The organism is Mycolicibacterium grossiae (genome assembly GCF_008329645.1).
Lineage (GTDB): Bacteria > Actinomycetota > Actinomycetes > Mycobacteriales > Mycobacteriaceae > Mycobacterium > Mycobacterium grossiae.
Map to the genome: position 1 here is coordinate 4323205 of NZ_CP043474.1, position 24160 is coordinate 4347364.

Consider the following 24160-nt stretch of genomic DNA (forward strand, 5'->3'; position numbering starts at 1 on the left):
AGTGGCAAGTGGTGTGGCGACCGTGTGGGTACCGGTCGAGGACATGGACCGGGCGAAGAAGTTCTACAGCGAGACGCTGGGACTGGAACTGAAGAACGAGGGCGACGACTGGACCGAGCTGGACGCCAACGGCGTCACGATCGGCCTCAATGCGCGCGAGGGCACGCACAAGGGCAGTGGCGGCGGCGCAGTGCTGACGTTCCAGCCCGACGTGGACCTGTTCGACGAGGTGGTGCGCCTCACTGACGCCGGCGTCCAGTTCGCCGGTGACGTCAGCCAGCACCCGTGGGGCAAGATCGCAACCTTCAAGGACTCCGAGGGCAACGACCTGCAGCTGTTCGAAGGCCCGTCCGAGTAGGACGACACGCGAGACACGTTGCTGGCGCCGGGTTTCCGACGCCGGCAACGTCACGTTCGGGACGTCGTGTGCAAGCGCCGACGGTCAGGCTCGCACGGGGCGGCCGATCCGGGGCAGTCCGGCGAGCAGCCCGCGTTGGGGCACGCCCATGATGGGCTCGGCGGCGACGCCGAGTTCGGCGAAGACGTCGTTGGCGGCCAGCGCGCCGGACATCGCCGCGCGTTCCATGAGACCGGACAGGTAGGGCAGGTCGAGATAGTCACCGGCGAGCCGGATTCCGCGGGCGTCGGTACGCACTCCGGGACGCGTGCCCGCCGACCCCGGGGGAAACGCGGGAGCGGTGGCCTCCAGCCGGTCGGTGCGGTGCAGGACCGTCGCCGCGGTGGTCTCCGGCCACAGCACGCCGAGTTCGCGCCGAAGGGCGTCGCCGGCGGCCGTCGCGTCCGGCAGGCGACACGAGTAGGAATGCACCTCGATCACGGAACCCCCCGTGGCGCGCGCCCATTGGGCGCTCGGCTCCTCGAGACGCGAGTAGATCGCGATCGAATCGAGGGTGGGCTGGCCGCTCACGGCGCAGAACGGCGCCCGCTCCGGATCGACGTCGCGGTCCAGCCACAACCGGGTGACCGCGAACGGCGGTGCCACGCGCAGGTTCTCGGCGTACCGGGCCAGCCGCGGCGCGGCCGCCGCCGTGGCTGGCGAGCGGTCCAGCACGGCGGTGAGGGCCCCGGGGTCCACCGCGAGCACCAGGTGCGCCGTCGACAGATCCCCGTCGTCTCCGACGATCCGCCACCGCCCGCCGTCCGGCTCGATGGCGGTGACCGGTGACCCGGCGCGGACGTCCGCGCCGTGCGCTTCGAGGTGGCGCCGCAACGGGTTCCAGATCGCCGTTGCGTGGTCGGTGTTCGGCACGTCGAAGCCGATGCCCTCGGGGTTGCCAAGGAAGTAGTAGTGGAACATCGCGACCAGTTCGGCGGCGGACAGCTCGCCCTGGTTGCAGAAGAACGACCGCGCGAAGGCCTCGAACAGCATGCTGCGGCTGCGCGCGCTCATGCCGAACTGATCGAGGAAGCTCGCGGCGTCGAGGTCGTCGTACTCCGCGTACGTCGTGGCCCGGTCGTAGGCGAGCAGCGCCCGGCCGGTGTCGGCGTCGGCGCGGACGAGTTCGCGGCTGGTGAGGCTCTTGCTACGCACCGCCAGCGCGAGCAGGTTCAGCGGCGGCGCGGCGGGCAACCCGGAGAGATCCTCGGCAGGCCAGTCGGCGGAGATCACCGGGTAGCTGCGCACCGGGGCGAGGAAGGCCAGCTCCGGGTCGGCGCGCCGCAGGATCGAGCGCCACGTGTAGTAGTGCCGGAAGAACGCGTGGAAGCCGTGCTCGACGATCTGCTCGCTGCCGTCGGGCAGGCGTTCGGGCCATGCGCCGAGCCGGCCGCCGAGGTGATCGGCGGCCTCCAGCAGCGTCACCCGCACGCCGCGCTCGGCGAGCACCACCGCCGCCGAGACGCCCGCGATGCCACCGCCGACCACGACGGCCTCGGTGCCGGGCGGCACCTCGCGTGGCAGCAGCGGATCGGGCGTGACGAGGCGGCGCGGACGCATCCGCAGCGGGGCGGCACGGCTGGTCATGGCGTCGCTCACGCCGTCTCCTTCTCGAAGAGTAACCCGTCGGACCGCGCCAGGCGGGCGATCGCGACGCCGAACGGTACCGCGACGAGACCCATCAGCACGCCGCCGGTGATCGCCGACCCGGGCAGCCCGAAGAACACCGCGTGCGCGAGCACCGACGAGGCGTACACCCACAGGTACAGGGTGGCCGCGGGTGCCGATGGGCGATCGGTGCGGGGCAGGGCGTGGTGCAGGGTGATCATCACCAGCGTCGAGACCAGCAACCAGCCGGCGTAGTTCGTCAGCGGAATCCCTGGGATGAGCGGCAGGCCGTGGCCGGGGTCCAGCCAGGACCAGTGGCCGGCGGAGACCATCTGTGGGTCGAGGAAGACGTCCCACGCCGTGAGCGCGCACGCCGCCACCGCGATGACGAAGGGCCCGCGCCGCGCCAGCGTCCGCCCCACCACCAGGGCGGGCCAGGCCATCATCACCCACGCCATCGGCACCACCAGGGGCACGCCCAGCACTTCGGCGCCGAGGGTGCCGGTGTAGGCGTACTGCCCGAACGGCCACCCGGTCGCCACGCCCACCGACTCGGCGAGCAGGCCGCCGCCACCGGCGGTGGCCACCAGGACCGCGGCGCCGCGCAAGCCGTGCACGCGGGCCGCGTCGGCGACGGCGGCAAGGCAGAACACCACGACGCTCAACACGGTGACCTCGGTGCGCCACGCCTCCGGCGTCAGGGGATAGAGGATCTGCACCGCGATCGCGGCGGCCACCAACGCCCAGACGGCGGTCGTCGAACGCGCCGGCGCGAGGGGCACCGCAAACGCCACTGTGTCGTAACCTCCACCGTCGAGTCGTCTCTCACCGGCTCGTTGCCGACGCCGCCCACGAGCGGAGTGCTCGGCCCCGTCTGCGTAGAGTTCGTAGGTGCCCGATGCGCGCTCCACCAAAACCCTACGCGCCGTCGTGGCCACCGGATCGGCGCTGGCCTGCCTCGGAACGGCGCACCAGGTCGTCAACCTCTCCCGGCTGCGGCGCCCGCCGGCAGATCCGCCCGCGGTGACCGCCGCGGTGTCGTTGCTGGTTCCGGCCCGCGACGAAGCACACCGCATCGCGCCGACCATCTCGTCGCTGGTGGCTCAACGTGGGCTCGACGACGCCGAGATCGTGGTGCTCGACGACGGTTCCACCGACGGCACGGCGGACGTGGTCCGCGCGGCCGGCGGTGAGCGGGTACGGGTGCTGACCGGCACGCCGCCGCCGCCGGGCTGGCTGGGCAAGCCGCACGCCTGCGCGCAACTCGCCGACGTCGCCCGCGGCGAGATCCTCGTCTACGTGGACGCCGACGTGGTGTTGGCGCCGCATGCGGTCGCCGCCGCGGCGGCGGTCCTGCGCGGGCGGCGCCCCCTGGACCTGCTCAGCCCGTGGCCGCGTCAGATCACCAGCGGTGTCCTGGGCCGGCTGATCCAGCCGCTGCTCGCGTGGTCGTGGCTGACGACGCTGCCGCTGCGCCGCGCGGAGCGCTCCGCGCGGCCGTCGATGGCGATCGCCAACGGCCAGTTCCTCGTCGTCGACGCCGCGGCGCTGGCGCGCGCGGGCGGCTGGGGGACCGTCAAGGATGCCGTGCTCGACGACATCGGGCTCGCGCGCGCCGTGCGGGCCGCCGGAGGACGCACCGGCGTCGCGGACGGGTCGGCGCTGGCAACGTGCCGCATGTACGCCACGGGCCGCGACGTCAGTGCGGGCTACCGCAAGTCGCTCTGGGCGGCGTTCGGTTCCCCGGCCGGCGCGGTGGCAGTCGGGTCCGCGCTGGCCGTGGTCTACGTGCTGCCCGCCGCCGCGGCCGCGACGGGGTCGCCCGTCGGTCTGGTCGGGTACGCCGCCGGGGTCGCCGGCCGGGTGGCCGCCGCCCGCTGGTGTCGGGCGACGGGACGGGCCGCGGCCCTCGACGCTGCGGCACATCCGCTCTCGGTGCTGGCGATGCTGACGCTGCTGGCGGCGTCGTGGGTGGGGCACCTGCGGGGAACGCTCGACTGGAAGGGGCGGACGCTGTGAGCGACGTGGTGGTGGTCGGCGCTGGGCTGGGCGGTCTGGCCGCTGCGGCGCGTCTGGCCGCCGCGGGGCACCGCGTCACCGTCTTCGAGGCCGCCGCGACGGTCGGCGGCAAGCTCGGGGTGCTCGAGCGCGACGGCTTCACCTTCGACACCGGGCCGTCGCTGGTGACCGTGCCGGCCGTCCTCACCGAACTGTTCGCCGACACCGGCGGTGCCGCCGATCTGCCGCTGGCGCCAGTGCATCCGGCGACGGCGTACCGCTTCGCCGACGGTACCGATCTGGTGCTGCCGCACGATCCGGCCGATGTGCCCGCCGCGCTCGACGCCGCGCTGGGGGCGGGAGCCGGTGCGTCCTGGCAGCGCCTGCACGAACGGTCCCGGCGGCTGTGGGATCTGGTCGGCGAACCCGTGTTGCGACAACCGATCTCATTGTCAGCGCTGATTCGGATGAGCACCCGGCCCGCGGACCTGCGGGCGGTGGCGCCGTGGGCGACGATCGACGGTCTGGGCCGGCGCATGCTCACCGACCCGCGGCTGCGGACCTGGCTCAACCGGTACGCCACGTACTCCGGATCCGACCCGCGCCGCACGCCTGCGGTGCTGTCGGTGACGTCGTTCGTGGAGCAGGAGTACGGCGCCTGGTACGTGCCGGGCGGGCTGCGCCGGATCGTCGAGGCGCTGGCGCAGCGGTGCGAGGACCTCGGCGTCGCGATCCACACCGACTGCCCCGTCGACGCCGTGCTGACCGCGGGCGGGCGGGCGAGCGGCGTGCGGGTCGACGGCCGCGACGTCGCCGCCGACGTCGTGGTGTGCAACGCCGACGCCGCCGTGCTGTATCAGCGACTGCTGCCCGCTGCGGCGGCGCGGTCCGTGGGCCGCGCCCTGCGGCGGACCACCCGGTCGATGGCGGGTTTCGTCCTGCTGCTGGGCCTTTCGGGTCGCACGCCGGGCGCCGCGCACCGGGTGTACTTCCCGGCGGACTACGACGCCGAGTTCGACGCGATCTTCGGGCGCCGTCCGCACCCCGTCGACGATCCGACCGTCTACGTGCATGCCCCCGACGACCCGGCGCTGCGCCCCGACAACGACTCGGAGGGGTGGTTCGTCCTGGTCAACGCTCCCGCGCACGATCCGGCGGGCGGCATGGACTGGGACGCGCGTGGGCTGCGCGAGCGCTACGCCGCACGGGTGCTCGAGGTGCTGGCCGCCCGCGGCGTCGACGTGCGCCCGCGCATCCGCGTCGCCGAGACCCTCACGCCCGCCGACCTGGAACGCCGCACCGGCGCACCGGGCGGCGCCATCTACGGCACCGCGTCGCACGGGCCGCGCGCCGCGCTGCGCCGGCCGGCCAACCGCAGCCCGCTGCCGGGTCTCTACCTCGTCGGTGGTTCGGCGCACCCCGGGGGCGGCATACCGCTGGTGCTGATGAGCGCGGAGATCGTCGCGCGCCTCATCGGTCCGGCGGGAAGTGGCGCGGCATCGCGCGACGGACGCCGCGCAGCAGCTGCGCCAGGCCGACGACACCAACCACGGTCCAGGCGATCGTGAGCGAACCCGCGAAGTCCCACCCGAGCAGGGGGACCCGGGGCCCGGCGACCGCCACGCCCGCGGCGGCGACCCCCACCAGGATCAGCCGCGTCGGGCGTTCGGCGACGGTGACCGCACCGACGCCCGGCATGCCGACCGCCTGCGCCCGGGCACGGACGTACTCGAGCAGGAACACCAGGATCACCGCGGCGAGCGCCCACCCCCACGACGCACCGAGCGCCACCAGGATCGCCCCGAGCAGGAGGTCTCCGATGCGGTCGGCCACCGAGTCCACCACCGCGCCCAGCGGCCGCGCCCGCCCGGTCCGCAACGCCACCGCGCCGTCGAGCCCGTCGAGGATGCCGGCGGCCAGGACGAGCGGGACGACGGCGGCGGGCCAGCCCGGCCCGGCGACGGCCCACCACGCGGCGGCCAGGGCGACGATGCCGGCCACCGACAGGGCGTCCGGCGGGATCCGGGTCACCGGCCCCGCGGCGAGCAGCCGCACCAGTCGCAGCCAGCCACGCACCACCGGTGACGGCTGGACGCCGCCGTGCAGCTCGGACCAGCCGGAGTCCTCCGACGTCATGCGACCAGCCTGCCAGGGTGGGCACCGGGGTGCGGAGGAGATGTCGTGAGTCGACTCCGCGATCTGGCGTCCGGAGTGCGCCGAACCTTCCCTGGCAGCGACCTTGCGCTGTGGGCCGCCGGCGCCACCTACTTCGGCGTGATCGGACTGGTGCCGTTGGCCCTGGCGTCGCTGTGGGCGGTGGGGGCGCTCGCCGGCCACGACACCGTCACCGGGGCTATGGAGGCCGCCATCGGCGGCTTGCCCAGCGGACACGGGACGCCGGAGGCGTTGCGCACGTTGACGTCGGTGGCGCTGTCGATGTCGTGGGTGCAGGCGCTCGTCGTGCTGTTCCCGGCCAGCCTCTACGGCGAGGGCCTGCGCCGGGCGTTCGTGCAGATGACCTCGGCGCGCGACACGCTGACCGGGTGGCGCGGCCGCGCGGGGCTGCTGGGCGTCGCGGCCGTCGCGCCGTTCCTGGTGCTCGCGGTGCTGTTCTCCGCGCCGTACGTCGGCCCGCTGTACGCCGGGGACGGGTGGTCGCTGGTGTGGGGCATCGTGGTCGCCTTCCACGTCGTGTGGCTCGCGGTGTCGACGGCGCTGCTGGGGGTCTTCGGCCTGATCGGTCCGGGGCGCATCGGCTGGCGCGCCCTGCTGATCGGCGGGTTCGGCACCGGCGCGATCCTCGCCGGCTTCCTGCAGGGCTTCATCCTGTTCCTCGCCATCCCGGTCCCATGGTCGGCGCCGTTCGGGGGGCTGCCGATCATCGGCGCCGTCTCGGCGCTGGCGCTGTGGCTGTTTCTGCTGCACATCCTGGTGCTCTGCGGTTTTCGGGTGACGGTCGTGCTCGACGAGTTACTCCGCGGGCGTTGACCGGGTACACCGGTCACCGTGGCGAGGAACCGCGCAGCCAAGACGACCGGGCCGAAGGGTGCCGTGCCGAGGGATGCCGAGGTCAAGACGTGCGTGGCGTGCGGACGTCCGTTCGCCAACCGCAAGAAGTGGCGGACCCGCGGGATCTGGGACCAGGTGATCTACTGCTCGAAGCGGTGCCAGGACGCCGGGCGGTGACCCTCAGCGGCGCTGCCACGTCCACGCGCACAGCCACACCACCGCGGTGGTGAGCAGCAGCGCCCCGGGCACGTGCAGGTACAGCGTCATCCCGGCGCCCCACCACGCCTGCAGGAACGTGTAGCCGAAGGCCAACACCGCCACGGCGGCCGGCCACCGGTTGGCGGGCGTGGTGCGCGCGGACCCCAGCAACGCGATGGCCAGGGCGCCGGTGACCACGTGCAGCACGATCGCCGCGGTGCCGTGCACGTCCTCGGCGCGGTGGTCTTGCAGCAGGACGCCAGCGGTGGCGAAGGACACGACGAGTACCGCCAGGCTCGCGAGGGCGAGGGCCCTCGAGGCGATCAACCATGGCGACGTCCGAGCGGTGCTCACGGGAGGAGATTAGCCCCGGTGTGGCCCGTCGGTTTGCCGATCGCCGACACCTAGACTCAGCTCTCCGTGACCTACCTCCTGCACCTCGACTCGTCCGCCAACGTCGCCTCCTCGGCGTCGCGACTGCTGACTGCCGAGGTCGCGGCGCGCTGGGCGGCCGCGGCGCCGGGCCGCGAGATCCGCCACCGGGACCTGCACGCCGATCCGCTGCCGCACCTGCCCACCAACGCGTTGCACTTCACCGCCGAGCAGCGACCGCCGGACGCGGTCGCCCCGGATGCCGGCGTCGTCGCACTGCAGACGGCGCTGCTCGACGAACTCTCCGGAGCGGCGGGCGTGCTGATCGGCGCGCCGATGTACAACTTCTCGATGCCGTCGACGCTCAAGGCCTGGCTCGACTACGTGCACGTCATCGGTGCCACCTCGCCGGCTGCCCAGGGCGTCGCCCCGCTGCGGTCGAAGCCCGTGCTGGTGGTGTCGTCGCGGGCGACCCCGACCGGCGCCGATCCGCGGACGGACTTCGTGCTCGGCCCGTTCTTCACGATCCTCGGCGAGTTCATGGCCATGGACGTCGACGGCGTCGTCGTGCACACCGAGCCGCCGGCCGAGCCGGGCGACTACCACCGTCCGGCCGACGAGGTCCGCGGCGAACTCGCCGCCCTCGTCGACGCGTGGTGACCGGGTTGGTCAGGCCGTTGCGTCGAGGATCTTGATCGCGAACACCAGCGAGTCGCCCGGCTGGATGCCCGCAGCCGGCTGGCCTTCGGGGTAGCCGTCGGCGGGCACCATCGCGACGGCCACCGTCGAACCGACCTTCTGGCCGGCGATGGCCTTCTGGAAGCCGGGAACGACACCGCCGAGCGGGAATTCGGCCGGGGTGCCGCGTTCGTAGCTGCTGTCGAACACCGAGCCGTCACGTCCGTTGACGCCCATGTAGCAGACCGACACCGTGGCGGTGTCGGCGACGACCGGCCCGGTGCCCGGCACCAGGGTGTGCACCTGGGTCTCGGCGACGCTGAACGGTCCGTCGACCTTGACGTACGGAGCAGTGGTGTCGGTGGAGCCGCTGACCGCCACGCTGCCGGTCGCGCCCGGCACGGTCCACTCCGGTGTCGCCGGGGCCTGCGGCGCGGCGGTGGGGCAGGAACTCGCGGCGGCGGGCGTCGGCGCGGTGGCCGAGGACGTCGACATCTCGGACACCGACGGCGACGTCGCGGAGGCCGAGCTGGTCGGCGCCGCCTCGGTGTCCGAGCCGCAGGCGGCGAGCGTCATGGCGAAGGCGGCGGCGAGGATCGCACCGGACACGGAAGCGCGGGAGGTGTTCATCGCCGCCACGCTACAGCCACCGCGTCGCCGTCCCCGCCGACTCCCGTCGGCGGGCCGACGCCGCGACACGTGGAGGATGGAGGCATGGCTCCCACCCGCGGTGCGATCTACGGTGCCCATCTTCGATCGAGTGCGACCGTCGCCGTGCAGGTGGTCGCGGTGGCCGCCGCGCTGTGGGTGCTCGCGTGGGTGGTGGGCAAGGCGTGGGTGGTCGTGCTGCCCGTGGTGCTGGCGCTGATCGTGTGCACGGTGCTGTGGCCGCCGGTCGGATGGCTGTTGCGCAAGGGCGTCCCCCCGGCAGCGGCCGTTCTGCTGGTGCTCGTGCTCGCGGTGGGTGTCGTCGCGGGCGTGGTTGCCGCCGTCGCCCCGGCGATCGTGGAACAGACGACGGAGCTGGCCAACCAGGCATCGGCGGGCGTGGTCAAGGTGCGGGACTGGCTCGGTGGCCCGCCGCTGAACATCGACGACCAGCAGTTGAACTCGGCCGTCTCGGCGATCACCGACCGGCTGAACTCGAGCAGCGATCAGATCGCGGCCGGTGTCTTCACCGGCGTCGGTGCCGCAACCTCGGCGCTGGTCACGCTGTTCACCACCATCGTGGTGACCTTCTTCTTCCTCAAGGACGGTCCGCGCTTCGTCCCGTGGCTGCGCCGCGTCGTCGGCAATCCGGCCGCACCGCACGTCACCGAGGTCGTGGGACGGGTGTGGGCGACGCTCGGCGGATTCATCCGCACTCAAGCTCTGGTCAGCCTCGTCGATGCGGTGCTGATCGGCATCGGCCTGCTGGTGCTCGGCGTTCCGCTGGCCTATGCGTTGGCGATCATCACGTTCATCGGCGGCTTCGTGCCGATCGTCGGCGCGTTCGTCGCCGGCGGTCTGGCGGTGCTGATCGCGCTGGTGGCCAACGGGCCGGTGAACGCGCTGATCGTGCTGGGCATCATCCTGGCCGTGCAGCAGTTGGAGGGCAACGTGCTGCAGCCCTGGCTGCAGTCGAAGTCGATGAAGCTGCACGCGGTGATCGTCCTGCTGGCGGTGACGCTGGGCGCGTCGACGTTCGGCGTCATCGGCGCGTTCCTGGCCGTGCCGGTGGCCGCGGCAGGCGCCGTGCTGGTGCGCTACTACGGCGAGCAGGTGGGCCACCGGGCCGGTGAGGGGTCCGCCGAACCCGATACCGCTGAATCCGACACCGCCGACTCCGACCGCGCTCAGGTCGACGGTGGCGACCGCAGCGGCCACGGGTAGGCCCGCCGCGGTCGCCCGACCGTCAGATGCAGAACTCGAAGACGCAGAAGCCACCGGGCGGCTGCCACCCGTTGGCCCAGCCGCCGGGGATCGGCCCGGCACCGGGCGGCGGAGCCCAGCCGACGGGACCGGGCCCGGGGCCGTCCCGCCATGGCGGCGGAGGCGGGGGAGGACCCCACCGGCTCGGCAGCGGCCCGGGAGCCGGCGCGGCGTTGGCCGTGCCCGCACCGAGGCCCAAGACGCCGACGGTAAGGGCGCCGGTCGCCAGCATGCCCGCGATCAGCTTCGTGGCGTTCATGATTCGCTCCTTCCGCGAACGGAGGAAGCAGTCACCCCACGTGACGTCTGCCGACCGTTCACGGTCCCATCGTCGATGGCGAAGGTGGGTACCGGCTTTGCGTGGGATCAGGAGGAGCTATCGGTTCGAGTTCACCACTGTGCGGCGACGGTCTCACCGATCTGGTTGGCGATGCGCAGGGCGGAGTCGCCGGGAGCGGCGCTGCACGTGTTGACGTCGATGACGACGTTGTTGCGCAGCGCGATTGCCCGGCCGCAACCCCATCCGGGTGCGGCGGCCTCCTGCTGGGTGACCACCGTGCTGAGCGTGCCGTGGGCGTAGCTGATCGGCCCGACGGACCACCGCGACCCGGACTGCGGGTGCGTGAATTCGCTGCAGGTCCGCCATTGGCGGGCGGACGCGTCGAGGAAGGCGGTTGCCTGGTCGACGACCGGGTAGAGCACCACCGCCTGCTTGAGGTAGTGGGTGAAGCGGTCGCCGTTGTTGAAGCTCTGGTCCCGCTCGGCGGTGAATCCGTTGTTGGCGTACACCGCAGCCTCGGCGGGTCCGTCGAGCGCGAGGCACTCGGCGGGGGCCACGCCGGCGCTGTTGTCGGCCATGGCCGATCCGCTGCTGGTGATCGCCATGCCCGTCGTCTGCATGGCTGCGTTCACCTGATCGGCGGTGAGCAGCAGGGCGCCCAGTTCGCGCTCGACCAACGGGCGCGGGATGAAGGAGGGCGCCTTGGCCCGCACGGCATGGCCCGCGGTGGTGCATCCGGCCAACAGGACGCTCACGACGAGCGTGACGAGCACGATCGGAGGCTGGCGCATGCTCCATCCCTCCCCACTTCCGGCGACGTCAAACCCGAGATCGCCATGGTCGCAAGCCGGGGTCGTCGTCCGCGTCAGAAACTTCGGAGTGTCGGGTCACGATGCCTGCGCTGCTTGGTAACGAGGCGGTGGAGCCCGGCGTCGTGCCGGGCGGTGGCGCGCTCAGCCGAGCCCCGCGAGCGGCGCGGGCGTCCACGCCGGCCACCGCGGAGCGCCGATGACGACGCCGGCGGTGAGTTGGGCGACGATCCTCGGACCTTCGCGATGCGAGCCGTCGTACACCGTCGCGACGTCGGCCATGCCTACGGCCGTGCGCACGAGGTCCCACAGTCGGCGGTGACGCTCGCGAATCTTGGCCTCGGGCACGGAGTGCCCACCGTGCCGGACGCGCCGAGCGACGCGTTCGACCGACAGGTCCTCGGGGACCATCAGCACGTGCAGCGCCACGGTGTACCCGGCTCGACGAGCGGCGTCGATCAGCTCCAGCTTCGAGGGATGGGAGAACACCGTCTCCGCGATGAAGGACCGGCCGAGGTCGATCAGCCGGGCCCGCGTGTCGGCGGCGATGCGGGCGGCCTCATACGCGTGCGCGGCCGGGTCGTCGGGCCAGCGGAGCTTGGCGATCTCGTCGGCGTTGACGAAGACGTGGCGCGGGAGCAGGGGTGCGAGCGTGAGTTCGACGAACGTCGACTTGCCGGCGCCGTTGGGTCCGACGACCAGATCGAGTCGCTTCACACCGCGGCGATCTCGCCGCGCGGTGGGTCAGCGGTCACTCGGCTCGTCGGGATCCGGCGATGTCGACTACCGACGTGCTGCCGTCCGGGCGGTACTCCACGATGTCGCCGTTGGCGTCGAGGGCGACCGTGGTGATGCCGCGGGCGGCGAGCACGGCGCCGTAGTCGGCCGTGGCGAGGCTCTCCTCGATGGCGGCGGAGACCTCGGCGCCGAACACGGTGCCCTCGTCGTCGGTGAGTGCCGTGACGTCGAGGTCACCGGCGAGGGCGGCCTCGATGCGGCGGCGCGATGCGCTCTGATGGCTCGACACCGCCCGGCCCACGCGGGCCCAGTGGTCGAGTTGCTGTTTCGCGGAACGACTTTGGCGGGCGCCCTCGGCGGCGGCGCTCTCCACCAGGTCGGATGCGACGCGGGTGACGCGGTCGGCGACGTTGGTCATCGAGGCCTCCTTCGTAACAGTCTGCTACACGTGTAGCACCATGCTACGCCTCGCGCCACGACCGTCCCGTCCGAGAGCGACGGTCACTGCGCCGCGCGCGCGAAGCGCGAGACGAGCAGGTCGACGCGTTCGGCGACGTGGTCGGGGCGCAATCGTCCCGCGCGATCGAGGGCGACGAGACCGTGCAGGGCGGCCCACACCACCTCGGTCAGGGTGTCGGCGTCCTGGCCGTCGGCGATCGCGGCGACGGCGGCGCGCAATTCGGCGAAGGCGCCGGTCAACTCCGGGGGAGTGTCGTCGACGGCGAACCGCACGCTCGTCGTCCGAGTGAACATGGCGTCGTACAGCGACGGGTTCTCGCGCGCGAAGTCGAGGTATGCCCGGGAGACCCTGGCGAGGGCGGGGTGCGCGCCCGCCGTGTCGGCACCGGACCGTGCGGAACGCATGGCCTCGCCCAACTCGGTGAAGCCGTCGAGGGCGACCGCGTCGGCGATCGCGTCCATGCCGCCGAAGTGCTTGTACAGCACGGGCTGGCTGTACTCGATCTCGGTGGCCAGCCGACGGGTCGTCACCGCGTCCCACCCCTCGGCCTCGGCGAGTCGACGCGCGGTGGTGACGATCAACCGCCGCCGGGCGGCCCGGTCGCGCTCCCGCCGTTCCTCGATGGCCATACCGCAGAGTAGCACCGCTAGTGCCGCTAGCGTCGCTATTGACGCCATTGATTGCCGGGGTTAGCGTTGCTAACAGTTACTCGTTCGACCGGAGGCGTGACATGACCCTCGACCTGCTCGCCCGCATCACTGCCGTCATCGCCGTACTCGGCACCGCGGTGGTGTACGGGACCGACGTGTTCTGCGCCCTCGTGCTGCGGCCCGCACTGGCGGCGGTCGACGATCGCGTGCTCGTCACGGTCACCGGGAAGGTGCACCGCTTCGGCGATCGACGGATGCCGGTGCCCGGCGTCCTGGGCATCGCCGCCTCGGCCGCGAGTGCGGCACTGGCCGCTGCGGCGTCGCACTGGTGGCAGGCCGCGGCGGCCGGCGCGGCCTTCGTCCTGTTGCTCGTCTGGCTGGCGATCTACGTCCGCATCAGCGCACCCGTCAACCGGGTGCTCACCGCGGCGTCCGACGATGGGCGGTCACTGCCCGACGGTCGTGCGCTGCAGGCCCGCTGGGATGGGGCGATCAACGCCCGCGCGACGGTGCAGGGCCTCGCCGTGGCCGGGCTGTGCGTCGCCCTGCTCGCCTGACTCCGGCTCCATCGCCGTAATCCGTCGCAGAGAGAGGTCGCACGATGATGCAACTGCGGATCTACACCCTCCGTTCACCCGAGGCCCTGCAGCGCTATGCCGCCGTGCACTGGGCCCGTCACGTTGCCACTTTCGCCGCCTTCGGCATCACCACCCACGGCGTGTGGACCGAACACGGCGGCACCGCACCCCGACTCGTGGCGCTGATCGGCTGCCCGCCGGGAGCCGACCCCGACGACGTCACGCGACGCGTCATGGGTACCGCCGACATGGCGGGTTTCGACGTCACCGACATCGTCGACGTGCAGACCACCCTGCTCGATCCGACATCCTTCTCACCCGTCCGATAGGAAGTACATCTCGTGATCACCATCGGCTTCGTCCTCGCCGGCATCCTGGCCGCCGCCATCATCGCCATCGGCGCCCGCTTCCTCGTGGCACCCGCCGTCGCCGCCACCGGTTACGGCGTTCCCGCCGAGGGCAGCGGCGCGTACCTCAGCGCCAAGGGCGTGCGGGACATCGCGTCCGGACTCCTCGTCGCCGTCGCGATGACGCACGGCGACGCCCACCTGCTCGGCGCGCTCGTGCTGGCGGCCACCGTCATCCCGGTCGCCGACGCCGCGATCGTGCTGCGCCACGGCGGCGCGAGGTCCATCGCGTACGGCGTGCACGGCGGCACGGCCGCGGTCATGCTCGCCACGGCGGCGCTACTGCTGCTCGGCTAGAGCCCGGCCTCGACCGATCACTCCTCGCCCAACCGGATGCGCAGTGTCGCGGCGATGTGGGTGAGTGCCCGCTGGTCGGCGGCCGACAGGCGATCGAGGACGAGTTCGCGGACCGACCGGACGTGGATCGGCGCCGCCTTCACGACGAGGCGATGACCGACGTCGGTCAGTTCGGCGATGGTGTAGCGGCCGTCGTCCGGATCGGGGTAGCGGAGCATCCACCCGCGCTGCTCGAAGCGCTTGACCACGTTCGACAACCGGGACAGGGATCCGTTCGCCAGAAACGCCAACTCGCTCATGCGAATACGTCGCCCGGGCGCCTCGGAGACGTGACTCAGCGTCAGGTACTCGAACAGCGTCAGGTCGACCTGCCGCAGCGGGGCCTCGAGCCGACCGGGCAGCAGCAGCAGGACCGAGATGAGACTCGTCCACGCTTCCTTCTCCCGGGGACTCAGCCACTGCGGATCGTCGTCGTGCGCCATCGTGGGTCCTCCTCGGTCGGTCATGAGTTTACACGTGAAGTGAATAGCGGTATGTTGAGTTCATGAATGAAGTCAAAGATCGGGCAGGGGTCGAGTTCTTCGTCACGCCGGGATACGGCGAGATGTTGCGCGCGGAACGGCATTACAGTCAGGCGGTTCGGATCGGAGACCGGGTGGAGATCTCCGGGCAGGGCGGCTGGGACGACGCCCTGAACTTCCCGGAGTCGCTCACCGCCGAGATCGAGCGGGCCTTCGAGAACGTGTCTCGGACGCTCGAGTCCGCGGGCGCGTCGTGGGCGGACGTGGTGCACGTCAACTCGTATCACGTGGCTACCGAAACGGATTCGATCGGTGCCGCACACAACGACGTGATGATCGAGCAACTGCGTCGGTGGATGCCGGAGCGGGCACCGATCTGGACCGAAACCGGCGTCACCGCCCTCGGGGCGCCCGGGATGCGGGTCGAGATCCGCGTCACCGCCATCGTCGGCGCCCGGGGGACCGCGTCGCCCGAGTGACGTCCGCTGGGCGCAGAATGGCGGTCATGCGAGTCACGGTTCTGGGTACGGGCGCCATGGGCGCCGGCATGGCGCAGTCGCTGCTGCGCGAGGGCGTCGAGGTGATGGTGTGGAACCGCACCGCCGAGCGATCCGAGCCGCTTGCCGACGACGGCGCGACCGTCGCCCTGGATCCGGTGGCGGCCGTCGCCGACGCCGACGTCGTGGTGGCGATGCTGTTCGACACGGCGGCCACCCTCGACGTCATGAACACCGTGTTGCCGCACGTTCGCGACGGTGCGGTGTTCGTCCAGTGTGCGACCGTCGGCGTCGAGGGCGCGTCGCAGACGGCGGCGCTCGCCGCCCACCACGGCGTGGCCTTCCTCGACTGTCCGGTGCTCGGGACGAAGGCGCCCGCGGAGCAGGGCAAACTCGTCATGTTGGCGTCGGGCGATCCAGGGTTGCGCGACCGCGTCCAGCCGGCGTTCGACGCCATGGCGAGCAAGACGATCTGGGTGGGCACCGAACCCGGCGAGGGCTCGAAACTGAAGCTGGTCTGCAACGCGTGGATCGGCGCCCTCGCCGCGGCCGTCGGGCAGTCGATGGCGCTCGCCAAGGGCCTCGGCGTGGACCAGCGCTTGATGCTGGAGGCGTTCGACGGGTCGGCCGCCGGCTCGCCCTATCTGCAGATGAAGGGCGCGGCGATCATCGACGACGCCTACGCGCCGCAATTCAGCGTCGACGGTGTCCGCAAGGACGTCGGGCTCATCCGCGAGGCCATCACCGACGCGCGCGTGTCGACGGCCCTGATCGACGGCGTACGTGCCGCCTTCGACGCCGCCAGTGCGGCCGGTCACGGGAACGACGACATGGCCGCTGTCTACTTCGGTTACTAGGGCGGCTGCGGGTGGCTGCCGGTTGCCGGTTGCCGGTTTCCTGGACCGCGTCTCAGGAACGCGGCGGCACGCCCGGTAGCGGAACCTTCGGCGCGTCGGGACTGCCCACCGCCCCCGCGAGCCAGGGCAGCGCCGCCGTGAACGCCTTGGCGCCGGAGGGCCAGTCGTGCTCGCCGGGGATGCTGACCACCGAGCAGTCGATGCCGTTGCTGCTCGCGACGCGGCACAGGTAGTTGGCGATCGTCGTGCGGTTCCCCGGATAGGGCCGCGGTCCGGGGTCGGTCCCGGCCTGCGCAGCCGCCGTGCGCAGGATCGTCTCGGTGTCCTCGGAGACGTTGATCCATCCCGCCATCGGGGGATAGGGCCCGTGCGCCGCCATCACCAGCGCCGGGTCCCACGACCGGAACGCCGCGGCATCGCCGCCGAAGAGCCGGTCGATGGTGTCCTGCTCGGACTCACCGGCATTGGGGAACGCGTCGCCGTCGATGTCGAGGAAGGCGCCGAAGGAGTCGGGGTACTTCGCCGCGAGTGTCACCGCGCAGGTACCGCCCATCGACCAGCCGGCGACGCCCCAGTTCGCGCGGTCGCGGCTGACGGCGAAGTGCGACGTGACGAAGGGGATGACCTCGCGGATCACGTGGTCGGCGGCGTTCCCACGCGAGCTGTTGACGCATTCGGTGTCGTTGGTGAAGTCCCCGGCGACGTCGGGGAAGACGAACACCGGCGCGTAGCCGTCGTGTGCGGCCGCGAAGTCGTCGATGACGTGCTTGGCGCCGCCCGCCCGGAACCAGTCGGCGGGCGTGCCCAGCTGGCCGCCGATCATGACCACGGCGGGCAACGTCGGCGGCGGGCTGGTGAACCATGCCGGCGGAAGGTAGACCAGTTCCTCGCGGTGAAGGAACCCCGACGCGTCGTCCGGGGTGCTGATCGACACGATCGCGCCGCCCTCGGCGGGTTTCTCGCCGCGCAGCCGCATGTCGAGCGCCGTCCGCTCGTCGATCTCGCCCACCAGGGGCTTGCCCGTCACCTGATCCCACCCGCTGCCGACGGTGGGCACGTAGCCGGTCCACACGTTCAACGCCAGCGCGACGCACAGCAGCGCCGCGACGACCGACAGCACCGACGTCAGCCGGCGCCACCACGGAGTGCGGAGCCAGCCCAACCCCACGACGCCGACCGCAAACCCGCTCAACGCCACCCACGCGTAGAGCGATGTGGGCGCCGGGACGTCGCCGGAGATGCCCGAGGTCTCGACGTAGGCGTACGTGGCACCGGCGGTCAGGACTCCTACGCCGACCGCGAGCGGCACGCAGGTCAGCCGCCAGCGCCGCGTCCGCCAGCCGGTCGCGAGCACCACCAGAGCGATCGCGACGACCTGCGCAGCGACCGGCAGCCACCCCGACAGCAGCGAGATGCTGCCGGCGTCCAGCACACCCGCTGCAGCTGCCCGCATGCAGCCACCGTACCGAGCAGCGGGGACGGCGCCGGGCAGGCGAGGCGGCGCTGGCATGGGCGGTGCGCACCGCCGTCGCAGCGCTCGGGCCGGATGAGACGTCCGATGAACGTGCCGGCCGACGACGGGCCGTGTGGTTCGTGCGCGCCGCCGATCCGCAGTGGTGACCGCGGTCAGCAGCCGGTGTTGCCTCCCGCATCGCCGGCGGCGCTACCGCCGATGCCCTGCGGCGGAGTGACGACGCCGGCGCCGCCCGCGGTACCGCCGTTGGCGCCCGTGCCGGTACCGCCCGGGACGGAGCCGTTGTTGTTGCTCCCGCTACCACCGGTGGCGTTGGTGCATCCGTTCGCAGCGGTGCCCGGCCCGGCAAGAGATTCAACGCTCGAGCCGGCGGCCGCCCCGGTGACCGCACCGAGTGACAACGTGACGGCGGAAAGGGCAACGATCAAGGTCTTCGACATGGTCGTTCGAATAACCCAGGTGGCCACTCGTCACCGCGTCGGCGCTCGCCGGTCACCGGAACGTCATTCGACGGAGCCACGGCGCGTCTGCAATTCACCACCGCGACGAGGGTGCGCGGGAGAACGCGTCGGCTGGCGGACCCCGGGGAGTGTCCACCACGACACCGCGCCTCCGATGTCGCAGGCGCGGCACCGCGCGACGTACCGTGAGCCCATGGCCAGCGCTGCGACCGAGGACTCCGGCACCGCGTCTCGACCGGAGACCACCCGCGACGTCATCCTGCGGACGGCCAAACGGGTGTTCCTCGAGCGGGGCTACGAGCAGACGAGCATGGATGAGATCGCCCTTCGGTCCGGTGTCGCGCGGCGCACCCTCTACAACCAATTCGCCAGCAAGAAGGCGCTGTTCGACGCGACCATGGCACGTGCGTGGGAGCGCATGACCCTCGACGCCCTCACCGGCAGCACCGTGGAAGCGCGGCCGCCCGAGGTGGTCCTGCGCGAGATTGGGCGCGCCATCGCCGCGTTCTGGGCACCGCCGGAGGCCGTTGCGCTGCTTCGCCTGGTGATCTGGGAAAGCGCGCGGTTTCCCGAACTGGGCGAGAGCTTCCTGCACAACGGTCGCGCTCCGGCCCGTCGGGCGGTGACGCGCTACGTCGAACGGCTGAGCGAGCACCCCGACTTCGCCATCGACGACCCCGAGTTGGCCGCCACCGCATTCCTCGACGTCATCCTCGGCGAGGTCGTGCTCGAACGGCTGGTCGTGACCTCCGCACCACCCCTCGACGAGGGTCGGTGCGCGAGGGTCGTCGACGAAGCGGTGGCGCTGTTCCTGGCGCGCCATCGCCGATGACCGTGACGTCGACGAGCGGGATCCGCATCGGGCTGTTCGGGCCGCTCACCGTGCACCGCGGCGAGGCGCCGATCGATCTGCGGGGACCGCAGTCCCGCGCCGTCCTCGCCCGCCTCGCCGTCGCCGGCGGGGACGTGGTGTCGACGGACCGCCTCATCGACGACATCTGGTCCGGTGAGCCACCACCGAAGGCGCTCGGCGGCCTGCAGGCGCACGTGTCCCATCTCCGTCGCGCGCTCGAACCCGACCGGCCCCGCCGCACACCGGCGCGCATCCTCGTCAGCTCGCCGCCCGGATACGCCCTGCGGCTCCCGACCGACGCGGTCGACGCCTGGCGCTTCGAGGCGCTGCTGCGCGACGCCGACGCCGCGGCCGACGCCGACTCGCGGGCTCGGCTGCTGCGGGCGGCGCTGGACTGCTGGACCGGTGCCGTGCTGCCCGAGTTCGTGGACGCGGAGTGGGCCGCCACGGCATCGGTCCGCCTGACGGGGCTGCGGGCTGCGGCGGTCGAGCGTTACGCCGCCACCGGTCTGGACCTCGGGTGGGACGTGGCGCTGCTCGGCGAACTGGAGCGCCATGTCGCCGACGAGCCGCTGCGCGAGGAGGCCGTCCGGCTCCTCGCCATGGCCCTCTATCGCGCGGGGCGCCAAGGCGACGCGCTGGCCCACCTGCGCGCCGCCCGCCGGCGGTTGGCCGATGACCTCGGCGTGGAACCCGGGCCGGCGCTGCGCGCCCTCGAGAGCGACATCCTCACCCAGTCCGCAGCCCTGCTGGGACCGGCCGCGAACCCAGCGGCGGCGACTTCCGCATCATCGCGCGCCGCGACTACCGCCCCGCCACGCAGCGGGCACGACGACCGTCATCGAGCCACGCTCGTCGGCCGCTCCGCCGAACTGCGTCGCATCGACGCAGCCGCGGACGCGGTGGTGGCACGAGGTTTCGGTGCGGTGTGGGTGGGCGCCGACGCGGGTGCGGGGAAGACCACGCTGGCGGCCGTGGCGGCCGAGCGATTGACGGCCCGGGGCTTCGCCTTTGCGCGGGGACGCTGTCCCGAGGTCGACGGTGCCCCGCCGGCGTGGGCGTGGTCGGAGGTCGTGCAATCCCTCGGCGAGGCGACGACGCCCGGCGCCGGGTCGGCATTCGACCTCGCCGTGGCGATCGACGAGGTGCTGCGCACGACGACCACGCGGGGGCCGCTCCTGATCGTCCTCGACGACCTGCACCGGGCCGACGGCGCGACGCTGCAGGTGTTGCGCCACCTGGCCCACGACCTCGCCGACCGTCCCATCCTGGTGCTCGGCGCCCACCGCGGCGCCGAGGCCACCACAGATCTGACCGCGACCTTCGCCGCCCTGGCCCCGGTGACCCTGGACCGGCTCGACCTCGGCGGCTTGAACCGAAACGGCGTCGTCGTCCTGATGCGCGAATACGCACCGGAGGCGGGCCTGGAGCGCGAGCCCGACGTCGTCGACGCGGTCATCGACCGCACCGGCGGCAACCCGCTGTTCGTGACGGAGTTGATCCGGCTCGTCGCCGCCGAAGGAGGCCAGGCCGCCACCGTCGCCGTGCCGGCCGGTGTGCGGGACGTGTTGCGCCGCAGGATCGATCGCCTTCCCGGATCCGCGCGAACGGTGCTGCAGCAAGCCGCGGTGCTCGGTCGGGAAGTGGACGTCGACCTACTGATCCGCATGGCGCGCCACGCCGAGGACGAGGTCCTCGACGGTCTCGAGGCCGCCGTGCTGGCCGGCCTCCTCGGCGAACCCGGACCGGGCCGGGTGCGCTTCACCCACGCGCTCGTCCGGGAGACGCTCTACGAGGACACCCCCCGGCTGCGCCGCGCCCGCTGGCATGCCACGGCGCTGGCCGAACTGCGCGCGATGCCGGCCCCGGACGTCGCGACCCTCGCCCATCACGCCCTGGCTGCCGCCACCGCGGCCACCGCCGCCGACGCGGCGGCGCTCGCATCAGCCGCTGCCGCACGGGCTTTGGACCTCAACGCTCCGGCGGAGGCCATGCACCTCGCGGCGGCGGCGGTCGAAACGGCGGACCTGGCCGACCATGGCGTGCCGGTCGATGCTCGCGTGGCGATGCTGATCCAGCTCACGCGCGCAGCGGCACAGGCCGGCGCAGTCGACCGGGCCCGTCCCGCCCGCGCCCGTGCCGTGCACCTCGCGAGCGCGGTCGGTGACGACGACCTACTACTGCAGGCGCTGACGGCCTACCGGGTGCCGATCTCGTGGACCGTCCGTGGATTCGGCGACAGCGACGACGATCTCGAGCAGCCCCTGCGGCGCGCCCTGGCTCAGCACCCGGACGTCGATGCCTCGACCAGGGTGTGGCTGCTGGTGGCGTTGATCTTCGAGACGGAGAACGACGCGGCGGCCCATGGAATGGGCGAGGTCCTCGCCTGGTCGGAGGAGGCCGTGGCGATCGCACGCGGCTCGGGCGACCCGACGACGCTGTGCGCCGCACTGAACGCCCGGGCCTACCTCTCGCTGGGACCCGATCTGGTCGCCGAGCGCGAAACCCTCGCGACGGAACTGCTCGACGTGTCGCGTGGGCACGGTCTCCTCGGCTACGAGGCGCTGGCCCACTGGTTCCTGTTCCTCTGCGCCTCGGCCCGCACCGATCTCGTCGAGGCCGTCCGGCAGGCCGACCTCGCGGTCGAGAAGTCCACGAGCGGTCAGTTGGCGGCGCTGGTACAGGTCGTCGAGGTGTACCGCGCGGTGCTCAGCGTTCTTGCCGGCCGACTCGACGACGCCCAGGAGGCATACCGCCGCCTGGCGCGGCGGATGGCGGCGACCGGGATGACCAATGCCGCCGAGGCGGCCGTCGTCTTCGAGCTGGTGCTCGCGTTCGCGCACGGGGACACGTCGCCACTGACCGACACGATGGTCGCGATGCACGACGTGTATCCCGACGCGATGATCGAGGCGCTGGTGCTGTGCCTGCTCGACGCCGGACGGCTCGACGAGGCTCGCGCCCGCTGGGCGACGCGTACCCCGGTGCGGCGCAACTACTATTGGCTGGCTCGCATGGCGTTGTTCGTCCGCGCCGCGGTGGGCGTCGGCGACACTGAGGCGTGCCGCTCCGCGTACGCCGAACTGCTGCCCTGGGCGGGCCGGGTCGCCGGCATCGACTCGGGATCGGTGGCCTTCGGACCGGTCGACGATGCCCTGGCGCTGCTGGCCGACGCGACCGGCCGCCCGGCCGACGCCGCACGGCACCGTGCCGACGCCGACGAGGTGCGTGCCCGGCTCGCGGCCGACCTCGCCGCCGTCGGCGTCACCCCCAGATCGCCTTCTCCATCCGGCGATACCCCGGCCTGACGAAGAACAGCAGGACGTCGATCATCGGGCCGGCGTCCGCCTTGAGCCTGCCCAGTTCCGCCGGGGTGACGGCCGCGGCGATGCGCGGCAGTTCGAAGCTCATGCGGGCGCCGTGCTTGCGGATGCGGTTCTCGACGTCCCGCCAGTCGGCCACGGACAGGTAGCAGCGGATGACCGGGAACGTATCGCGTTCTTCCTCGGCGATGTGCTCGACGAGCATGGTCCGCACCTCCACCAGTCGCGACGCGAGGACGCCGGCCGTCCGACGAGACGCATCGGAGCCGAACTGCGACACGGCGTTTCGCAAACCGTCGAGCTTGGGGTCGAGCGCTTCGTGGTCCTCGGTCAGTGCCGTCAGGTCGATGTGCGATCCGGCGCGCTGCTCGATGACCGGCCAGAGGACGTCGTCCTCGGCCCGGTGATGGTGGTGAATGGACTCGGCCATCAGTCCCAGGTAACGGACGAAGGCGCGCGCACGCCGGCGGGTGACGGGCACGCCGCCGTCGGCCATCGCCATCGCCATGCCCGTGGCGCGGTCGAGGTCGCGCAGCATCACCCGGTGGGCGATCTGCATGCCGAGGACGTCGGGGACGGCCGCGTCGATCGTGGTGTGGGACTGCCGGGTGGCGGCGGGTTCGGTGTTCACTGCGGGGCTCCTCGTGGACGTCGTGCTGACGACCATGACGATGTCCCGCGGCACTTGCCACCGACTTGGCGCCGACTTGGCGGGCCGGGCGGCGCCTAGGCTGGGCCGATGCGCGCAGTGGTGATGGACCGCTTCGGTGGCCGGCTCGAGGTGCGCCACGTCGCGGATCCGACGCCGCCGGACGGCGGGGTGGTCGTCGCGGTGCACGCCACCGGGCTGTGCCGCAGCGATTGGCACGCCTGGGCGGGACACGAGGCCGTGACCCTGCCGCACGTTCCCGGACACGAGCTGGCCGGGGTCGTGCACGCCGTCGGCGCCGGCGTCGAGCGGTGGACGCCGGGGGACCGGGTCACCGTGCCGTTCGTGTCGGGTTGTGGCACGTGTGAGTGGTGCCGCTCCGGCAACGCGCAGGTCTGTCCTCGCCAGGAGCAGCCCGGCTTCACGTACTGGGGTTCCTTCGCGGAGTACGTCGCACTGCCGGCGGCGGACACCAATCTCGTGGCCATCCCCGACGCAGTGTCCTACGCCGCCGCGGCGAGCCTGGGCTGCCGGTTCGCCACCGCCTACCGTGCGCTCACCGACCGTGCCGCCCTGAGTGCGGCGGAGTGGCTGACGGTGGTCGGGGCGGGCGGAGTGGGCCTGAGCGCCGTCATGATCGGCACGGCGCTGGGCGCACGCGTGATCGCGGTCGACCGCAGCGCGGCCGCATTGGAGATCGCACGATCCGCCGGTGCGGATCACGTCGTGCTCGCCGACGATGGCGACGTCGCGGCACGCGTCCACGAGATCACCGGCCGCGGCAGCGACGTCGCCATGGATGCGGTCGGCAGCGAGATCGCCTGTTACACCGCCATTCACGCTCTCCGGCGCCAAGGCCGCCACGTGCAAGTGGGCCTGCTCCCGCCGGTCGACGGTCACCCGCGGGTGCCGATGGACCGCGTGATCGCCTGGGAACTCGACCTCCGCGGCAGTCATGGGATGGCGGCGGTCGACTACCCGTCGATGCTGGCGATGATCGACCGCGGCGAACTTCGGCCACAGGACCTGGTCTCGCGGACGATCGGGCTCGAGGACGCGGCCGTCGAACTGCCTCTGGTCGATACCGCCCCGACGGCGGGTATCACCATCGCCGACCCCCGGCGCTGACGTCCGA

General features: G+C 72.4%; 29 protein-coding genes. 15 read left to right on the forward strand and 14 right to left on the reverse strand.

Annotated elements, in window-relative coordinates; genetic code table 11:
* Positions 1–13: 13 nt before the first annotated feature.
* Positions 14–358 (forward strand): VOC family protein, encoded by a 345-nt coding sequence (locus tag FZ046_RS20805; protein ID WP_211372251.1) that lies wholly within the window; start codon positions 14–16, stop codon positions 356–358.
* Between the two features lie 84 nt (positions 359–442).
* Here FZ046_RS20805 and FZ046_RS20810 read toward each other — a convergent pair whose 3' ends face one another.
* Both FZ046_RS20810 and FZ046_RS20815 read right to left on the reverse strand, forming a co-directional pair.
* Positions 443–1996: an FAD-dependent oxidoreductase gene (locus FZ046_RS20810; protein WP_070353771.1), complete on the reverse strand. Its 1554-nt coding sequence runs from the start codon at positions 1994–1996 to the stop codon at positions 443–445.
* A complete protein-coding gene (locus tag FZ046_RS20815; RefSeq protein WP_083298293.1) occupies positions 1993–2799 on the reverse strand; it encodes a carotenoid biosynthesis protein in 807 nt (268 codons plus the stop codon). Before FZ046_RS20815 ends, FZ046_RS20810 begins: the two co-directional genes overlap by 4 nt.
* Positions 2800–2896: 97 nt before the next feature.
* On the opposite strand from FZ046_RS20815, the gene FZ046_RS20820 reads away from it, so the two are divergent.
* Together FZ046_RS20820 and FZ046_RS20825 are read left to right on the forward strand one after the other, a co-directional pair.
* Positions 2897–4024, forward strand: coding sequence for a glycosyltransferase family 2 protein (locus FZ046_RS20820; RefSeq protein WP_070353769.1), 1128 nt, complete (start codon positions 2897–2899; stop codon positions 4022–4024).
* On the forward strand, positions 4021–5571 hold the full coding sequence (locus FZ046_RS20825) for a phytoene desaturase family protein (protein WP_070353768.1): 1551 nt from the start codon (positions 4021–4023) through the stop codon (positions 5569–5571). The genes FZ046_RS20820 and FZ046_RS20825 overlap by 4 nt, the downstream gene beginning before the upstream one ends.
* Here the strand turns inward: FZ046_RS20825 and FZ046_RS20830 are convergent.
* Complete coding sequence (locus tag FZ046_RS20830) at positions 5474–6139, reverse strand: CDP-alcohol phosphatidyltransferase family protein (RefSeq protein WP_070353767.1); 666 nt, start codon at positions 6137–6139, stop codon at positions 5474–5476. The two genes, FZ046_RS20825 and FZ046_RS20830, sit on opposite strands and share 98 nt — an antisense overlap.
* A 45-nt stretch (positions 6140–6184) precedes the next feature.
* Here FZ046_RS20830 and FZ046_RS20835 point away from each other — a divergent pair, with 45 nt between their 5' ends.
* Together FZ046_RS20835 and FZ046_RS20840 are read left to right on the forward strand one after the other, a co-directional pair.
* Positions 6185–6991 (forward strand): YhjD/YihY/BrkB family envelope integrity protein, encoded by an 807-nt coding sequence (locus FZ046_RS20835; RefSeq protein WP_070353766.1) that lies wholly within the window; start codon positions 6185–6187, stop codon positions 6989–6991.
* An 18-nt stretch (positions 6992–7009) separates the two neighbouring features.
* Positions 7010–7189: a DUF2256 domain-containing protein gene (locus tag FZ046_RS20840; protein ID WP_070353765.1), complete on the forward strand. Its 180-nt coding sequence runs from the start codon at positions 7010–7012 to the stop codon at positions 7187–7189.
* 3 nt (positions 7190–7192) lie between these two features.
* Here the strand turns inward: FZ046_RS20840 and FZ046_RS20845 are convergent, their stop codons facing one another.
* A complete protein-coding gene (locus FZ046_RS20845) occupies positions 7193–7564 on the reverse strand; it encodes a hypothetical protein (protein WP_070353764.1) in 372 nt (123 codons plus the stop codon).
* Positions 7565–7630: 66 nt separating this feature from the next.
* Between FZ046_RS20845 and FZ046_RS20850 the strand changes: the two genes are divergently transcribed.
* Complete coding sequence (locus FZ046_RS20850; protein WP_070353763.1) at positions 7631–8242, forward strand: NAD(P)H-dependent oxidoreductase; 612 nt, start codon at positions 7631–7633, stop codon at positions 8240–8242.
* A gap of 9 nt (positions 8243–8251) precedes the next feature.
* Here FZ046_RS20850 and FZ046_RS20855 read toward each other — a convergent pair whose 3' ends face one another.
* The gene (locus FZ046_RS20855) at positions 8252–8890 is read right to left on the reverse strand and encodes an FKBP-type peptidyl-prolyl cis-trans isomerase (RefSeq protein ID WP_070353809.1); all 639 of its coding nucleotides are present in this window, start codon (positions 8888–8890) and stop codon (positions 8252–8254) included.
* An 84-nt stretch (positions 8891–8974) separates the two neighbouring features.
* On the opposite strand from FZ046_RS20855, the gene FZ046_RS20860 reads away from it, so the two are divergent.
* On the forward strand, positions 8975–10132 hold the full coding sequence (locus FZ046_RS20860; RefSeq protein WP_099045948.1) for an AI-2E family transporter: 1158 nt from the start codon (positions 8975–8977) through the stop codon (positions 10130–10132).
* Positions 10133–10154: 22 nt separating this feature from the next.
* Here the strand turns inward: FZ046_RS20860 and FZ046_RS20865 are convergent, their stop codons facing one another.
* The 5 genes from FZ046_RS20865 to FZ046_RS20885 form a co-directional block, all read right to left on the reverse strand.
* A complete protein-coding gene (locus FZ046_RS20865) occupies positions 10155–10430 on the reverse strand; it encodes a hypothetical protein (RefSeq protein ID WP_070353761.1) in 276 nt (91 codons plus the stop codon).
* Between the two features lie 131 nt (positions 10431–10561).
* A complete protein-coding gene (locus tag FZ046_RS20870; protein WP_070353760.1) occupies positions 10562–11242 on the reverse strand; it encodes a sensor domain-containing protein in 681 nt (226 codons plus the stop codon).
* A gap of 162 nt (positions 11243–11404) precedes the next feature.
* Positions 11405–11977, reverse strand: coding sequence for an ATPase (locus FZ046_RS20875; protein ID WP_070353759.1), 573 nt, complete (start codon positions 11975–11977; stop codon positions 11405–11407).
* Positions 11978–12011: 34 nt separating this feature from the next.
* Positions 12012–12416 (reverse strand): TA system antitoxin ParD family protein, encoded by a 405-nt coding sequence (locus tag FZ046_RS20880; RefSeq protein ID WP_070353758.1) that lies wholly within the window; start codon positions 12414–12416, stop codon positions 12012–12014.
* A gap of 83 nt (positions 12417–12499) precedes the next feature.
* Positions 12500–13087: a TetR/AcrR family transcriptional regulator gene (locus FZ046_RS20885; RefSeq protein WP_070353757.1), complete on the reverse strand. Its 588-nt coding sequence runs from the start codon at positions 13085–13087 to the stop codon at positions 12500–12502.
* 101 nt (positions 13088–13188) lie between these two features.
* On the opposite strand from FZ046_RS20885, the gene FZ046_RS20890 reads away from it, so the two are divergent.
* The 3 genes from FZ046_RS20890 to FZ046_RS20900 are packed head-to-tail and all read left to right on the forward strand — an operon-like array spanning position 13189 to position 14390.
* Positions 13189–13665, forward strand: coding sequence for a DUF1772 domain-containing protein (locus FZ046_RS20890; RefSeq protein ID WP_070353756.1), 477 nt, complete (start codon positions 13189–13191; stop codon positions 13663–13665).
* Positions 13666–13709: 44 nt separating this feature from the next.
* Positions 13710–14015: an NIPSNAP family protein gene (locus tag FZ046_RS20895; RefSeq protein WP_070353755.1), complete on the forward strand. Its 306-nt coding sequence runs from the start codon at positions 13710–13712 to the stop codon at positions 14013–14015.
* Between the two features lie 12 nt (positions 14016–14027).
* Positions 14028–14390 (forward strand): DUF4267 domain-containing protein, encoded by a 363-nt coding sequence (locus FZ046_RS20900; protein ID WP_070353754.1) that lies wholly within the window; start codon positions 14028–14030, stop codon positions 14388–14390.
* Between the two features lie 17 nt (positions 14391–14407).
* Here the strand turns inward: FZ046_RS20900 and FZ046_RS20905 are convergent, their stop codons facing one another.
* Entirely contained in the window at positions 14408–14872 is a 465-nt protein-coding gene (locus FZ046_RS20905) for a MarR family winged helix-turn-helix transcriptional regulator (RefSeq protein ID WP_070353753.1), read from the reverse strand.
* Positions 14873–14934: 62 nt separating this feature from the next.
* Between FZ046_RS20905 and FZ046_RS20910 the strand changes: the two genes are divergently transcribed.
* Together FZ046_RS20910 and FZ046_RS20915 are read left to right on the forward strand one after the other, a co-directional pair.
* Positions 14935–15390, forward strand: a complete 456-nt coding sequence (locus tag FZ046_RS20910; RefSeq protein WP_070353752.1) for a RidA family protein — start codon at positions 14935–14937, stop codon at positions 15388–15390.
* A gap of 26 nt (positions 15391–15416) precedes the next feature.
* Positions 15417–16265, forward strand: coding sequence for an NAD(P)-dependent oxidoreductase (locus FZ046_RS20915; RefSeq protein ID WP_070353808.1), 849 nt, complete (start codon positions 15417–15419; stop codon positions 16263–16265).
* 52 nt (positions 16266–16317) lie between these two features.
* Here the strand turns inward: FZ046_RS20915 and FZ046_RS20920 are convergent, their stop codons facing one another.
* Positions 16318–17718 (reverse strand): alpha/beta hydrolase, encoded by a 1401-nt coding sequence (locus FZ046_RS20920; RefSeq protein ID WP_070353751.1) that lies wholly within the window; start codon positions 17716–17718, stop codon positions 16318–16320.
* A 173-nt stretch (positions 17719–17891) separates the two neighbouring features.
* Positions 17892–18206, reverse strand: coding sequence for a hypothetical protein (locus tag FZ046_RS27490; RefSeq protein ID WP_211372252.1), 315 nt, complete (start codon positions 18204–18206; stop codon positions 17892–17894).
* Between the two features lie 187 nt (positions 18207–18393).
* Here FZ046_RS27490 and FZ046_RS27495 point away from each other — a divergent pair, with 187 nt between their 5' ends.
* Together FZ046_RS27495 and FZ046_RS20935 are read left to right on the forward strand one after the other, a co-directional pair.
* On the forward strand, positions 18394–19032 hold the full coding sequence (locus tag FZ046_RS27495; RefSeq protein WP_070353807.1) for a TetR/AcrR family transcriptional regulator: 639 nt from the start codon (positions 18394–18396) through the stop codon (positions 19030–19032).
* A gap of 2 nt (positions 19033–19034) precedes the next feature.
* Complete coding sequence (locus tag FZ046_RS20935; RefSeq protein ID WP_170292455.1) at positions 19035–22361, forward strand: ATP-binding protein; 3327 nt, start codon at positions 19035–19037, stop codon at positions 22359–22361.
* Here the strand turns inward: FZ046_RS20935 and FZ046_RS20940 are convergent.
* Positions 22318–23007, reverse strand: a complete 690-nt coding sequence (locus FZ046_RS20940) for a hemerythrin domain-containing protein (protein ID WP_170292456.1) — start codon at positions 23005–23007, stop codon at positions 22318–22320. The genes FZ046_RS20935 and FZ046_RS20940 overlap by 44 nt on opposite strands.
* 108 nt (positions 23008–23115) lie before the next feature.
* On the opposite strand from FZ046_RS20940, the gene FZ046_RS20945 reads away from it, so the two are divergent.
* Entirely contained in the window at positions 23116–24153 is a 1038-nt protein-coding gene (locus FZ046_RS20945; protein ID WP_070353748.1) for a zinc-dependent alcohol dehydrogenase family protein, read from the forward strand.
* The last annotated feature ends 7 nt before the right edge of the window (positions 24154–24160 follow it).